Here is a 15237-nt window from a genome sequence, read left to right as displayed (position 1 = left end):
ATGGGTATGAATTTATTGGTGACGGGGTGTGCAGGTTTTATCGGAAGCAACTTTGTATATTATTACCTTGACAAATATAAAGACAGAAAAATAATTGGTTTGGATAAATTAACTTATGCAGGTAATTTAGAAAATTTAGCAAAATTAACACCAGAGCAAAAAAAGAGGTTTGTATTTGTTAAGGGAGATATAACAAATAGAGAACTTATAGAACACATCTTTGAAGAATTCGAGATAGATGTTGTCATAAATTTTGCTGCTGAATCCCATGTTGACAGATCTATTATTGATCCACACGTTTTTGTAAAAACAAATGTATTAGGGACACAGATACTTTTGGATGTTGCAAAGAATTTTTGGTACAAAAGCGGCAAATGGATAGATGGTAAAAGATTTATCCAAATATCTACCGATGAAGTATATGGTTCGTTAGGTAAAACGGGATATTTTACTGAGAAAACGCCTCTTGATCCGCATAGCCCTTATTCAGCAAGCAAGGCAGCGGCAGATTTAATTGTAAAAGCATATTTTGATACGTATAAAATGCCTGTTAACATTACGAGATGTTCTAATAATTATGGTCCTTATCAATTTCCTGAAAAGTTAATTCCACTTGTTATTAATAATTGCTTAAACAAAAGGCCAATTCCTGTTTATGGAGATGGATTAAACATTAGGGACTGGTTATATGTTGAAGACCATTGCAAAGCAATTGATTTGGTGATAGAAAAAGGTGTAATAGGTGAAATTTACAATATTGGAGGTCACAATGAGAGAACTAATATAGAGATTGTAAAGATGATAATTAATTATCTAAAGAAGAATTTTGACGAGTCTATTTCAGAAGAATTAATAAGGTTTGTAGAAGACAGAAAAGGGCACGATAGAAGGTATGCTATTGACCCTTCGAAGATAATGAGGGAATTGGGATGGGTTCCAGAGACAAAATTTGAAGATGGAATAGTTAAGACGATAAATTGGTATTTGAATAATAGGGATTGGTTGAATAGAGTGACAACTGGGAAGTATATGGAGTATTATGATAAAGTTTATGGGAGCAGATGATTACGCTAATGCAGAAGCCAAAAAGTGGAGAAAGCAAAAAGATTCATTTATATGACTTTATTTATCTAAACTGAGTATGTTCATTTAGTTAGAAATGTTTAGTTAAAAATGTGGAGATGATATCATATATTTTAAAACTAAATTGAATTGGAGCAAAATTTTTTATAATGTTTTTATAATGTTAGTTTGATGAATGAATACAAATTGCATTGGAACCAATTATTGTAATTACCTTTTTATAGTCCGGATTCGAATTAATAGCTATGGAAGTGACTTGAAAAAAGGATTATACACAATGCTTTATCCGAGACTATTTCTCAAAATCAGGGAAATGCAAGCGCTTTTCTTGATGTTGTAAGTTCTGATTCAAATTCTGTTATTAAAAGGTTTGTTGTAGACTGTAGTTATGGTAAATGTTTAGCTTAACTTATACATAAAAGTTACAAACATGGACAAAGCAATATAAGAAACTTTAAAACTTTTTGATAAAACAAAAGAAAATTACTAAAAAATGGATGAGAGAGAGATATTTATATTAATAGTAAATTGCAGCAATTATACTAATACTGTTGAGTGTGTTGAGAGTTTGAAAGACATTGAATATGAAAATTATCGAATAGTTATTGTAGATGATGGCTCCTTCAGTGATTCTTACAATAAATTAAAAGAAAAGTGTTTAAATTGTGTAATAATCAGATCTGAGCGAAATTTATGGTTTGCTGGCGGAAACAACGTGGGAATAAAATATGCACTTGCAAATGGAGCAGATTATATCTTATTACTTAACAATGATACAATTGTAGAAAAGGATTTCTTGACTCATATGGTAAAAACTGCCGAAGAAGATGAGAGAATAGGAATTGTTGGTTGTAAAATAAACTACTATGAAAAGAGAGATTATATTTGGTTTGCAGGGGGAAAAATAGACTGGTTTAAATTTAGAATAAAACATATAGGACAGAAGGAAATTGATAGAGGCCAGTATGATAAAAAGACTGATATAACTTTTATGACGGGTTGCTGCATGTTAATAAGAAGAAAAGTATTTGAAAAAGTTGGATTACTTCCAGAAGAATATTTTATGTATTTTGAAGATGTTGATTTTTGTGTAAGAGTATTAGAAGAAGGGTTTAGAATTATCTACGAACCAAAAGCAAAGATTTATCATAAAGTTGGTTTTTCAAGTGGCGGGGAAGAATCACCATTTGCTTTGAAGTGGAATAATAGAAACAGAATATTGTTTATGAAAAAATATAAATCAAAAGTAGGGAAAAGAAAATTTGTTTTCTCTCTTCTGTTCTTTTTTGTTACGCGTTGCATAAGGATGATTCAGTTTTTATTAAAAGGAGAACGGGAAAAAACAAGAGCTATTATTAAAGGAATAAAAGAAGGATTAGTGATATATTGTAGTAAAGCAGGAGGTTCTGACATATGAAGTTAAAAAAAATACCAATTTTTATCGACATTATAGCCTTAATTTTAGCTTTTCTGATTGGTATTTTCTTAAGATTTGGAGGAATGAATTTTCCCAAACATTACATTTGGCGAATTTTCTTATTTGATGTTGCTGTGATTATTTATTTTTATATAAGAGGTCTCTACCATCAACGATACTATTCATTTTTTAAAGATCTTAAAATGATTACAGAAGCATTTGAAGCAGCAATGTTTGTCTATCTCTTGATCACATTTGCATTTAAAATGGAGCAAGTTTCGAGGTTGCTTTTATTCTATGTAATTATAGCTGGTTATATTCTTCTCATTTGCGATAAAATTTTGATAAACTACGCTCAAAGTAAAAAATTTAAAAAAGGAATAGGACTGAAAAACGTCATTATCATTGGCGACCCTAACAAATTACCTTTGAAATTTTTAAACAGTTTATCAAATAGAGAGTTGGGAAGAAATGTTATTGGATACATAAATGATCAAGTAGTTGAAGTTGATAAAATTCAATACTTGGGAGGATCGCAGGTATTAGAAGAGTGTGTTGAAAAGCATAAAGTTGACGAAATAATAGTTGCTGCGGAAAAATATCAAGAGCTTGCTATAAACTTTTGTATCAAGAAATATATCGGCTTTTTATCAATGTATCCATTTGGAAGATCTGAATATCCTTATGAGATTGAAGTAATAGGGAATGAAGTATTTTTTAGGCTGAGGGAGGTATTTACAGACACAAACTGGGGGAGGGTTAAAAGACTAATAGACCTTTTCGTAAGCACGATAGCTTTTATAATTGCATTACCATTATTCCTAATTATTGCCATTGCAATAAAAATTGATTCTAAGGGTCCAATATTTTATATACAAGATAGGATTGGATTGCACGGCAAATTATTTAAACTCTATAAATTCAGGACAATGGTAGTAAATGCCGATAAGTTATTAGAAGAATTGTTTAAGCAAAATCCAGAATTAGAAAGGGAGTATCGTATAAATCATAAACTTAAGAATGATCCGAGAATCACAAGAGTAGGGAAAATCTTAAGGAAATTCAGTTTGGATGAATTACCGCAGTTGCTTAATATAATAAAGGGTGATATGAGTTTAGTTGGACCACGTCCATATATGCCGAAGGAAATCAAAGAATGTGAAGGATATGAAGAAATACTGTGGAGAGTTCCACCAGGGCTTACGGGACTTTGGCAAATAAGTGGACGAGCCTCAACAGATTTTTCAACACGACTTAAAATGGATGAGTACTACATAATGAATTGGAGTTTTTGGTTAGATATAGAGATTCTTATAAAAACAATTCCTGCCGTCCTAAAAAAGGATGGAGCATATTGAATTTTGTAAGCAACTTCAATAGAGCATTAATAAATATTTATCATTCTGCCCACGTCCAGAGAGACCTTACTTTGTTGAGAGGTTTAAAGAAGAAGTTTCAAAATATGCAATAAAACACAAAGTCCGACCTGGCATTACCGAATGGGCTCAGATTCATGGGCTCAGGGGAGATACTTCAATTGAAGAGAGGATAAAATACGATATCTGGTACATAGAGAATTGGTCTTTCTGGCTTGATATAAAAATAATTCTGGCAACCATTTTTGACGGCAAGTTTATGGAGAATGCTTACTGAGCTGCTATAAAATATTGATTGAATTTTCACAATTTAGTTTGCTACAATAGAAAAAGGGAAATTTTTTGGAGGTTTGTTCTATGTCAGAAAGAGAACTGTTAGAGAAAATTGTCTTAGGTATTGAGGAACTAAAAAGCGATGTAAGAGAGGTAAAAGTTAGGCTTGACAGGGTTGAAGAAAGACTTGACAGGGTTGAAGAAAGACTTGATAAGCTTGAGGAAAGGCTTGGTAGGGTTGAGGAAAGAGTTAATACCTTAGAAAGAGAAATTTCTGTTGTCAAAAGTGATATCAGAAGTATGCAAACAGAAATGCAAAGTTTGAAACAAGCCATATTAGAAAATACAGGATGCATAGATACGCTATTTAATGCATTTGGAGGAGTTATACAATTTAAAACAGATATAGAAAATTTTAAAGCTGATATAAATAAATTTAAAGATGAAGCTTCAGCTAAAATAGAAAATCTTGTCGAAGTTACTAACAAAATAAAAGAAGAGTATGGTAGACATGATATAGATCTTAGAATTATGAAAGAAAAAATAGGAATTTTGATATAAACTACATAAATAAATTGTTTTTGTATTTTTCAAGAAAAAAAGGGGCAGTTCAGGTTTAAAGCCCCTTTTAATTATTCTTTTTAGGTTGTTGAATAAAAATTATTACCAATAATACATAAAATGAGCAAAAGTTATTGATTCCATTCATATGCGAAAGAAAACTTCTTACCTTCTACTTTTCTGAGAAGTTGCTCAAACAAAAAAGTAATTAGTATCCAATCAATATACCTTTTATAATTCTTAAACCTCCTGAGCCTTACATTCTCAAGATTATATTCACCTTTTAATTTACTAAATAGTCTTTCAATCTTTGTTCTATGCTTGTATAGCTTTTTGCCCTCTTCAGTTTCTAAAAATCTTATGTTATTTCTTCTAAAAACATTCTTAACATTGTTTTTATCTTTCATGTTTCTTTTGTTTATCCCAGCAACAAATTTAACCTTAAGCTCATTTGCTATATTAAACCATCTGCTACAATCGTATCCCGCATCTGCTAATACAATCTCACAGCCAAAGCCCCATGCCCTATATAAAAGCTCTTCTTGTCTTGAGTCATGTTCATTTGCCCCTGTTAAAATCCAGAAAAGTGGTATTACTTCTTCTTTACCTGTACACAAAAGATGTAATTTGTATCCCCTGTAAAATCCTATTGTAATATGTATACCTATTTTTGCTTCTGAATCATTTTTGGCACTTCTCAAAGGTGTAGAATCTACTATCGCTATACTCATATCAGGTTCTATCTTAGCTATTAATATGTCTTTTATATCTTGCATGTATTCTTTTTCTATTTTTCTTGACAACTTTGCAAAATATGAATAGTCCGGACTTTCTTCTATACCTACTACTTGCTTAAACTCTGTGTCTTGATTTATTCGATATTCTAATTCTCTGAAACTCTTTATCCCCTTCTTAACTTTGTAAACCAGACAAGCTATTATTTGAAACAAATTAAATTTCCTTGGGCGTCCTCTTCTATTGTGCTTTATTCTCCTTGTCAGAGCTTCAGTAACCTTTTTCACTACAAAAAGTAGCTTTAAAAATTTCTTATTTTGTGCTTTAATATTCATGAGTATATCTTTTCCCCCTTGTGTTTTGTTGTGGTTTTCTCTTAAATTAAATTATAACACAAGGGGTTTTTTTCATTTGTTACTATGTTTACTTTATATGGTTATTTCTTTTATTCAACAACCTCACATTATAACTAAAATAATTAAACCAATCAGTTAACACAGATATGATAACTAAGAGTACTATCATTACTCTGGTAATATTATATCTTGCAACTAAACAAAATTTCTTTTCCTTTCCCATCCTGCTTCTCCCCTTTTATGTACTTTTTAATGTTATCTCAATCTCGCAATCCATATTTTTCAATTTCCTTACTCTTTCGGTATATCTTGTATCAAGATTTTTCCTTTTTATTATTTTTGAAACTTGCAACTGTTTTATTCGTTTTAGTTAAACTTGATAAATGAATTTCCAATTATAAAAAGCTTTGTAAAATAATTTTGTTGCGAAATAAGCAAAAAAGATAATTGTTTTATTTTTTATCACAAGTAATTTGTGTTAACAGTTGGAAAATAACCAAAAATTAGTATCGCAATTTAAATTTAAGTTTAAAAATAAGCCGCAAACTTTGAATAATTGTTCCTATGACTTTCATTTTACTTATTCCTTTTTTAAGGTCATATCTGAGAATTATTGGAACTTCATCAAATTTAGCACCAATTTTATGTAATTTAATCAAGTTGTTGAATAAATAATTATACCATTAATGTTATTATATAGAACTATAAATTACTCCACGTGTATTTAAAAGAAAATTTACAGTTTTCAATTTTTTTGAATATAGACCTCTATCAAATAAGTAATCATAATCCAGTCTACATGCTTCTTATATGTTCTAAAACCTCTTAGCCTTACTTGTTCTAAATTGTACTCTCCTTTTAACTTTCCAAATAATCTTTCAATTTTTGTCCTTTGCTTATATAGCCTTTGTCCTTCCTCACTTCTTAAAAATTCCATATTTTTTACCCTCAAAATATTTTTTACATTACTAAAATCCTTACTATTTCTCTTATTTACCGCCGCTACAAACTTTACCTCAAGTCTATCTGCCACCTCAAACAACTTCGCACAATCATAACCTGCATCTGCCAATATTACCTCAAGCCAAATATCTTAGCTTCATACAAAAGTTCTACTACTTTACTGTCATGGATATTTGCACGTGTCAACCACCATACCATAGGTATAACCTCATCTTCAACTGTTGCTAACACATGTAATTTATACCCATTGTAAAAACCTAAACTAACACATACTCCTACTTCTGCCTCTTTGTCATCCCTCGAGCTTCTCAAAGGTGTAGAATCTATAGCACAAACTTTTGTCTGCGGATCTATTTCTCTCACTAAAATTCTTGCTATTCCTTCTATATATTCTTCTTCAATTACTTTTGCCCATTTCGAAAAATATGAATGATCAGGGCTCTTCTCTATCCCTATAGCCTTTTTAAATTCTTCATCTTCATTTATCTTGTATTCTAATTCCCTGAAGCTGTTTATCTTGCTTTTGACTTTGTAAACAAAACAAGCTATTATATGGCTTAGCTTAAATTTCTCCGGTCTTCCTCTCCTGCTGCTTTTTATCTTTAATCCCAAGGCTTTTATTACTTTCTCAATTGTCATAAGTATCTTTAAAAATTTTTGTTTTTGTGTTTTAATAAAATTAGACATTGCCATCCTCCTTAGTTAGGTGTTTTTAGTCTTCTCTTGCTATAATTTTACCTTAAGGAGGATGGCTTTTTATATATATCTATTTATTGTCTTTTCTGTTAATCTGTTTTATTCAACAAGCTAATTATTCTTTTAATAAATTTTTATAATACTCTTCAAAATACCCATAGGTCTCATCATCAAATAGGCAAAACACAACCTTTTCAATGCTTGTCTGAAAACTTTCTAAAAATTCAATTGCAGTGTCAATCAAAACCTTTGCGCACCTATCTTTGGGAAATCCAAAGATACCGCTTGATACAGCAGGAAAGGCAATGCTTTTTAAATTATAAAGGTGTGCAAGATACAAGCTATTATAGATCGCTTTATGAAGCTTTTCATCCTCATTGCCTTCACCATAGATTGGACCAACAGTATGGATTACAAACTTGCAAGGCAGCCTATATGCATTTGTAATAACAGCATGCCCAGTTGGAACCATCCCAATCTTTTTTATAATCTCATCAGACTCTTTTTGAATCTCAATCCCACCTGCTTTTACAATTGCAAGAGCAACTCCACCACCATGGCGCAGGTGGCTGTTTGCTGCATTTACAATTGCATCAACATTTTCTTTTGTGATATCGCCTTTTTTGATAACAACTCTTTCAACCACCGACCCAAAATGATTTGTCATTTTTAACACATCCCTTTTTTTATTTCCTTATTTCATTTTAATTTAATTGTGTTCAGGAGTGCAAGTGAATCACAATTCATTGTACATAAACAATTTAAGTAGAAAAACAGAGATGCAAGAAGAGAATTCGAGAAAACATTAAATTTCCCTTGAAAAAATCGCGATTTTGAAAAAAAAAGATTGACATGCTTAGAAAAGGAATAGTAAAATTTTGCATGTAACTAAGTTGCCAGAACAGGGTTAATTTAAATGAAAAGCTAATAAGAAAAGCAAAGATATGCAAATGACCAGTTAAGAAAAAAGCAGAATGAAGAGGGGCAACAACCCTCTGATACAAACCTTTGGCGCCAATGGGGTAGAGGGGTTGCAATAAAAAAACAAAGAAGATGGAGGGGTGTGTGAGCATGTTTAAAAAAGCTTTGAGTATTTTGTTAATTTTTGCGTGTATATTTAGTTTTAGTATAGTATTTGCAGATGAGGTGCAGTCAGATGTAGGTAGTTCAGCAACATCGGCTTTGATTCAGGCAGGGCAAACTGTAAGTAGTAGTGTTTATAATGATTTAACAAAATATAACTATATTCCAATTCCAATAATGATACCTCAAGTTGAAGTTTTTATAGACAAAATAAAGACAGTATCTTTTCAAGGTCCTTGGATTCCAGCAGGAGGACATGTGAATGTAAGCAATAAAGCTATAACATATACGTTTACTATTGCAAAGACTTTTTCAATAGAAAACGGCTCTGATATTAGTTTTGATTGGAAGCAAAATTCGGCTAAATTTGGAATTAAAGTGTCAGGAACAGTTGAGATCAAAAAAGAAATTAAGGTAGACATAAAACCAAATGAACAAATATTTATAGATATTACACCTATAGGAAAAAATCATTATTTTAAAATAACAAAAGTTTACAAAAAATTTATTTACAGTTCACCAAATACTTCAGAGTATAATGGAAATTGGGTAATTGAAAAAGTAGAACAAGGAACGGCGTGGGTAAAAGAGCCACAAGATTTTATTACAAGAACAAGAAGTAATTAGTATAAATCCTATAAAGAGAGGACTGTTATATAAAAGACAGTCCTCTCTTTTGACTATAGTAGTTTGCAATAAATGGTTAAAGAGTAGAAACAGATGAGGAGATGATTAAGCTTATGAAAAGCTTTCTTGTGAAAAGAATTGTTTTGTTAATATTTTTTTTATTTTTTCTTGTTAATGTTTTTGTATCTGCAAAAGACGAAAGTATTCATGAAAAAATTTATTTTTTCAACTTATATAGTAACAGCATATATTTTTTAAAAACTGTAGCAAATATCCAAGGAGATGCTTTTTGGGGAGTTGATATAAAGGATAGTATAAAAGGAAAGTATACAAGTAAATTTCAATATCCTGATATTGAAATTGCAATTGTTTGTTCACAAAGGCTATTTAATGGTTTAAAATTTATTAGTTTAAAAACAGAAGACGGAAAAGAGTTTAAGATTAGAGATGTAAAACTTTTGGTTAAAAAGCCTTTTGTTAATTCAGCAAATTATTATTTATTTGCAATTTATTTACCATCAAATGAAATACCTAAAGGTACTTTTATATTTGAGAAGTTAAAATGCTCAATCAAAGGGAAAATTTACGAAGTAAATGCTCTTAAATGTTATGTAGACGTACAAAAAGCAAAAACATATGATTGGAAAATGACGGAACTAAGAAGTGGGCTCAGATTCAATGAAAAAGGGGAAAGTTTAGAAGATGTATTGTTTGATTATAGGAAAGAATATATTGGAGATGAAACCATTTGCACAATTAAAAATGAAAGTAGCAAAAAAATAAAAATTTTAAAGATAGAAGTACCTAAAAAAGTATACTCTTCTGTTTCTGTGACAGTACTTTCAAATAAATCATTGATTAAACCTGGTGAAGAAATAAAGATAAGAATTTTTGTTTCAAAGGAATATGCTCAAGAATACCATATAATCACTGTATCTCCAAAAGTAGTTTATAAGTATGAAGATGACAACAAAAGCTTTAGAATAAGTTATCCATTATCTTTTACTGATAATAAAACGCCAGTTTATCCGATTGAAAAACCGCAGTGTTTTTTTATGAAAGCCTGTAGAATAAATGTACATTGAAAAAAGTTAAAAGTGAATAAGTACTTTGGGGGTATTAAAATGATAGAAAAAATAAAAGGGAAATTTTCAGATAATACATGGAATGCAACAATTGTTGGTATAGTAATATTCTGTTTATTTGCATTTAGAAGAGCAGATACGTACATAAATAACTATATTGGGAAATTGTCATTTTTCAATTCAAGTCAAAATGTTTCTTTAGTGTACTTGAATAAATTATTGATTGCTCTTATTAGTTATCTTCCATTTACTTTTTTTACTTTTTTGATACTTGGCTTAATGTTATTATTTACTGCAGGAAAACACAAATTAATACAATTATCAATAGAAATATATAATAGATACAAAACAAAATACTTTTTATTTCTTTTACTTGAAGGCTTTTTTGGAGTAATTATATTGTGTTACAGTGTAATTTTATTTCCAATGCAAAAAAGTATAAAAATTGATTTAGTTAATTATCAACTTACTTCCTCATGGATGAAAGAAAGTGGTTGTTTAAATGTTTTTTATTTTATAGGTATTTTTATATTTGCTTTTATTGAAGAGACAATTTATAGAGTAGTAATTTACCATGTTTTTTCTTCGGTTACATTTAGAGTGTTTTCAGCGATTCTAACCTCAACTTTATTTGCCCTTTATCATGATTATTCAATTTATAATGGTATATTTATTATAAGAAATATTATAACTTCATTATTTCTCATATATGCTTTAGAAAAAACTAAAAGTATATGGTGGTCAGTTGGGGCTCATTTTGGATTAAATGCATTTTTATTTGATGTAGTTACAACAGTAGAGGGACAAAAAAAGCTTGCTATAGCCATAATATTTGTATTTTTGCTATACATGGTACTGGATTATTTAATCATTAAATATTTCAAAAGAAGGGAAGTTGACAATACTAATAACAAAAAGATTACAAAGTCTTTAGAAAAAAGTGTTGATATACGGTGATTAAAAAATATTAATGACAAGAAATAAATTAGTTTAATAGAAAACAAAAAGAGGTTTTTCAATGAAAAAAGGATTAAGAATTTTCCTGGTATTTTTTACATTATTATTAGTAACCATTTTAGCTATTAAAATGATGTCGTCAAAATCTTTGAAAACTGAAAGCAGAAATGTTAAAGAATATGCCGAAGTAGTTCCTTTTGAATTAAATAGTTTGTCGAAGCGGGAGCAATTGCTGTTTGATATTCTCAATTGTGAAGAGAAAAAGTCATTTAAGATCTATCTAAATAAACTGAGGTCTCAGCATTTAATAGTTTGGACTGAGGAATATGCCAATGGTAAAAAATGGGTGGGATAAATATGAGTAAAATAGTAAAGGATTCAAATGAAATTGAGGTAGGGATTTTAAATTTAAAAAATGATAGATATATTATGTATAGATATTATGTATAGAATTGATAGAAACGGTACTTCAAGAATTGAACCAATAAAAATATTAGCATTGTCGAGAAAAGACGACAGAATAATAACTGCATCAACAGCAAAGGTTAAAAATGACCAATCCTTTGGTTTGCTTTTGATGGTTGAAGGGGCAAAAAATAAAAACAGCAGTCTGGTAATAACTGAATTTAATTATCTTGAATGTGATAGTAAATATTTAGAACAGCTTGCCAAAAAGTATACGCATGTTTTTATTGTAGCAGCAAAGTTAACTAATAAGTTGAAATAGCAAAAATCCAAATAAAAACTTTTAAATAAGACTAAACTGAATTTGATGTTTTTAGGTAATAAGATTATAAAATTGTGAGACATCTGAGTACCTTACTAAAAATATATTTTCATTTAAAAACAGCAAAAAAACAGAGATAAAAAGAGAAAATTAAAGAAAACACAAGGAAACATTAAATTTTTCCTTGAAAAATTGCGATTTTGAAAAAAAAAAAGTTGACATGATTAGAAAGTGAATAGTAAAATTTTGCATGTAACTAAGTTGCCAGAACAGGGTTAATTTAAATGAAAAGCTAATAAGAAAAGCAAAGATATGCAAATGACCAGTTAAGAAAAAAGCAGAATGAAGAGGGGCAACAACCCTCTGATACAAACCTTTGGCGCCAATGGGGTAGAGGGGTTGCAATAAAAAAACAAAGAAGGTGAAGGGGTGTGTGAGTATGTTTAAAAAAGCTTTGAGTATTTTGTTAATTTTTGCGTGTGTACTTAGTTTTAGTGTAGTATTTGCAGATGAGGCGCAGTCAAGCGGTAACTCTTCGACGTCATCGGTGGTTTCACAGATAAAACAGGCAGCTGTATGTGAAACTGTGGGAGGCAGTGTTTATGATATTACACAATATAAGTGGTTTTGGGATCCAATTAAAGTTGTAAGAACGAAGACAGTTTCTTTTCGAGACCCTTGGAAACGTATTTTCTCTTACAGAAATGATACGCCTAATAAAGTAAAAGTAACAATAACCCAGACATATACAGTTACAAATTCAACTGGTGGTAGTGTTACGCTTTCACCACAATTGATTCAAGCACAATTAGGGGTTAATGTTAATGCTTCCGTGACAAGAACATATACAAAGGAAACAGAGATACCAGGTTACACAACATTTTATCTTGAAGCTGCAGGTGAAGGAAGCAATATTTATTATGATGTATATATCCCGCATGCATTTGATTCTGGTTACGACTATGTAGGTTCTGGATGGGTTAAAAACTATACAGGTATTGCATTTTGGGGACATTATTAATTATTAATACTTTAAATTGTAAACCTTTAAATGTTATTCAATAAGGGCTGCTGAGCAAAAAAAATAAGCAGCCCTTATTTAAAAATACAAGTAAACAGAGAGAGGAGATTAAATAAATGATGAATTTTTTTTTAAAACAAAGAATAACACTTTTCATTTTCACAATTCTGTTTTTAATCAACATAACAATATCATCTATAAAAGGCATTGCTTCTGAAAAAGTGGTTTTCTTCCATTTAGGTAAAGATAAAGCATATATATTGAAAACCATAGCTAATATTCAGGGAGATATAAAATCAATTGTAAAGAGTGGATACATTCCTTTGGGAACAGAGAGTATGCATATAGTTTCAAAAGGCAGATATGAGTATCCAAGCTTGAGAGTTGGTGTTGTGGCAACAGAAGAGATTATAAAAAAACTTAAGTTCACAATGTTAGAGGGTGCAAATAATAGTAAGGTTAAGATAAATAAAGTTCAAATTGAATCAAAGAAACCGTTTATAATAGGTGGTTTTAATTATTATGTTTTTAACCTTTATTTATCAGTAGATGATCTACAGAAAGGGATTTACATATTTAACAAGCTCAAATATACATTAAATGGAAAAACAGAAGAAAAAGAAATTTTATGCTATGTAGAAGTTCTAAAAGAGAGCGCCAAATATGATTTTTTATGGGTTGGGGGTTCTCAACAACAAAAATTTATAGCTAATCAAAGTGTGGAAGAGATAATAAATAATAGAGAGAAGGGGTACTTAGGTGAAGAATGGGAATATATTTTTGAAAATGCTACAGATAAAAATCTAAAGGTGATAAAGATAGATGTGCCTTCTAAAATATATCCTACGGTTAAAATTCAAATGACAGACAATATACCTTCAGGTGGATATTTACTAAAACCAAAAGAGAAAATAGAGTTTAAAATTTTCATACCTAAGAATTACCCTGAAGTTTATCATGTTTTAACATTATCTCCCAGAATACTCTACCAAAAAGAAAATGAAAAATACTTGAAAATAGCTTATCCTGAGACCTCGACAGGGATAGATTGTTACAAAGCAATTGACAACCCTGAAAATTTAACAAAAAAAGTTGCTAAATGAAGGTTAACAAATTATAGATGATAACAGATAAAGAGAAGAGTTTAAAATCAATTTGAAAGGAGACAAATTATATGTTAGAAAATGGAATAAAATTAAAAAACAAAATCGCGCAAAATGTTTTAATAATTATTATTGCTATTATTGCGGGTATTGCTTTAATAATATGTCAGATTATTAACAGACAATATATAGAAAAATTTCTAAGAGAACTTTTGAGAGTACCATCAATTATTGGTGGTCCTGATATAACCACAAATTTTAAGGTTACTGTAGATGAATTCTTAGGTTACATTTTTAGTTTTTTGATGGCTTTTGTCATATTAAGTTTAACTGTAGGCTTTTTTAAAAAGAAAGAAGGGCTAAAAGATTTTTATAACGATTTAACAAAAATTTATAAGACTAAATTTTTCTTTCTTCTTTTTTTAGAAGGTATAGTTATAACGTTAGTTCTAACCTATATTGTAGTAATGTTTCCTATAAAAAGTGATGTAAAGGTAAACTTAAGCAAATTGCAACATTATATTATGTGGGCTAAAGGCAGTGCATATGCAAATATTTTTTGGCTAATACAAATGCTTATAATAGCAATAATGGAAGAGTCAATTTTCAGAGGAATAATTTATAAAGGATTTTCAAAAATAACGACAAAGTTATGGTCGGCAATGATTACATCTATAATTTTTGCTCTTTACCACATATATCCTTTCGAAACAGGAGTTTTAATGCTAAGAAATGTAATAATTTCACTTCTTCTTATTTACATGTTGGAAAAAACCAAAACAATATGGTGGTCAGTTGGTATCCATTTTGGTTTGAATGCCTTATTATTTGAGGAAGTTTCTTCAAAAGAAGGTCATATTCAATTGGCATTTGGAATTATAATAGTATTTTCAGCTTATATAATTTTGGATTATTTAATTCAACAATATTACAATAAAAGAGATCAAAAAGATGATATATTAGGAAGTGAATTAAAAGATAAAGAAAAGAAAGAAGAAAGCGCAGTGGAATATTTAAGTTAATATTTGAGAATATAACCAAAGGGGAGGCATATTTATCTACAGGGCAATTAACTACTATCTGAAAGATTGACATAAATAGGGTTAAACATTATAATATTTGCTAAAGATGTCTGTAGAGAGCAAAATTAAATACAAATCTTACCTGGAGGGAA

The 15237-nt window shown here is 29.8% G+C and carries 14 protein-coding genes and 2 pseudogenes; 13 read left to right on the top strand and 3 right to left on the bottom strand.

The window, feature by feature from the left end:
- Positions 1–6 precede the first annotated feature (6 nt).
- From rfbB to ELD05_RS13535, 5 genes and pseudogenes are all read left to right on the top strand, one after another.
- On the top strand, positions 7–1065 hold the full coding sequence (rfbB, locus tag ELD05_RS13555) for a dTDP-glucose 4,6-dehydratase (RefSeq protein WP_127353003.1): 1059 nt from the start codon (positions 7–9) through the stop codon (positions 1063–1065).
- Positions 1066–1576: 511 nt separating this feature from the next.
- On the top strand, positions 1577–2500 hold the full coding sequence (locus ELD05_RS13550) for a glycosyltransferase family 2 protein (RefSeq protein WP_127352842.1): 924 nt from the start codon (positions 1577–1579) through the stop codon (positions 2498–2500).
- The gene (locus ELD05_RS13545; protein WP_127352841.1) at positions 2497–3858 is read left to right on the top strand and encodes a sugar transferase; all 1362 of its coding nucleotides are present in this window, start codon (positions 2497–2499) and stop codon (positions 3856–3858) included. Before ELD05_RS13550 ends, ELD05_RS13545 begins: the two co-directional genes overlap by 4 nt.
- 49 nt (positions 3859–3907) lie before the next feature.
- Positions 3908–4153: pseudogene (locus tag ELD05_RS13540) on the top strand (sugar transferase); the annotation flags it as partial.
- An 80-nt stretch (positions 4154–4233) separates the two neighbouring features.
- Positions 4234–4710 (top strand): coiled-coil domain-containing protein, encoded by a 477-nt coding sequence (locus tag ELD05_RS13535; RefSeq protein WP_127352840.1) that lies wholly within the window; start codon positions 4234–4236, stop codon positions 4708–4710.
- Positions 4711–4841: 131 nt separating this feature from the next.
- Here the strand turns inward: ELD05_RS13535 and ELD05_RS13530 are convergent, their stop codons facing one another.
- From ELD05_RS13530 to ELD05_RS13520, 3 genes and pseudogenes are all read right to left on the bottom strand, one after another.
- Complete coding sequence (locus ELD05_RS13530) at positions 4842–5780, bottom strand: transposase (RefSeq protein WP_127350937.1); 939 nt, start codon at positions 5778–5780, stop codon at positions 4842–4844.
- Positions 5781–6503: 723 nt separating this feature from the next.
- Positions 6504–7451, bottom strand: a pseudogene (locus tag ELD05_RS13525) (transposase).
- A 124-nt stretch (positions 7452–7575) separates the two neighbouring features.
- Complete coding sequence (locus ELD05_RS13520; RefSeq protein ID WP_127352839.1) at positions 7576–8127, bottom strand: macro domain-containing protein; 552 nt, start codon at positions 8125–8127, stop codon at positions 7576–7578.
- A 404-nt stretch (positions 8128–8531) separates the two neighbouring features.
- Here ELD05_RS13520 and ELD05_RS13515 point away from each other — a divergent pair, with 404 nt between their 5' ends.
- The 8 genes from ELD05_RS13515 (at position 8532) to ELD05_RS13480 (ending at position 15085) form a co-directional block, all read left to right on the top strand.
- A complete protein-coding gene (locus ELD05_RS13515) occupies positions 8532–9170 on the top strand; it encodes a hypothetical protein (RefSeq protein WP_127352838.1) in 639 nt (212 codons plus the stop codon).
- Positions 9171–9298: 128 nt separating this feature from the next.
- Complete coding sequence (locus ELD05_RS13510; RefSeq protein WP_164742614.1) at positions 9299–10255, top strand: hypothetical protein; 957 nt, start codon at positions 9299–9301, stop codon at positions 10253–10255.
- A gap of 39 nt (positions 10256–10294) precedes the next feature.
- Entirely contained in the window at positions 10295–11212 is a 918-nt protein-coding gene (locus ELD05_RS13505; protein ID WP_127352836.1) for a CPBP family intramembrane glutamic endopeptidase, read from the top strand.
- 61 nt (positions 11213–11273) lie between these two features.
- Positions 11274–11567 (top strand): hypothetical protein, encoded by a 294-nt coding sequence (locus ELD05_RS13500; protein WP_127352835.1) that lies wholly within the window; start codon positions 11274–11276, stop codon positions 11565–11567.
- Between the two features lie 87 nt (positions 11568–11654).
- Positions 11655–11939, top strand: coding sequence for a hypothetical protein (locus tag ELD05_RS13495; protein WP_241243524.1), 285 nt, complete (start codon positions 11655–11657; stop codon positions 11937–11939).
- A 439-nt stretch (positions 11940–12378) separates the two neighbouring features.
- Positions 12379–12960 carry a DUF6426 family protein gene (locus tag ELD05_RS13490; protein ID WP_127352834.1) on the top strand — a complete coding sequence of 194 codons (582 nt, stop codon included), beginning with the start codon at positions 12379–12381 and terminating at the stop codon, positions 12958–12960.
- Positions 12961–13076: 116 nt separating this feature from the next.
- Positions 13077–14063 carry a hypothetical protein gene (locus tag ELD05_RS13485; protein WP_241243523.1) on the top strand — a complete coding sequence of 329 codons (987 nt, stop codon included), beginning with the start codon at positions 13077–13079 and terminating at the stop codon, positions 14061–14063.
- A 71-nt stretch (positions 14064–14134) separates the two neighbouring features.
- The gene (locus ELD05_RS13480; RefSeq protein WP_127352833.1) at positions 14135–15085 is read left to right on the top strand and encodes a CPBP family intramembrane glutamic endopeptidase; all 951 of its coding nucleotides are present in this window, start codon (positions 14135–14137) and stop codon (positions 15083–15085) included.
- Positions 15086–15237 lie beyond the last annotated feature (152 nt).

Origin of the sequence: Caldicellulosiruptor changbaiensis, assembly GCF_003999255.1 — a bacterium.
Classification (GTDB): Bacteria; Bacillota; Thermoanaerobacteria; order Caldicellulosiruptorales; family Caldicellulosiruptoraceae; genus Caldicellulosiruptor; species Caldicellulosiruptor changbaiensis.
This window is presented reverse-complemented; position numbering and strand designations above follow the sequence as displayed.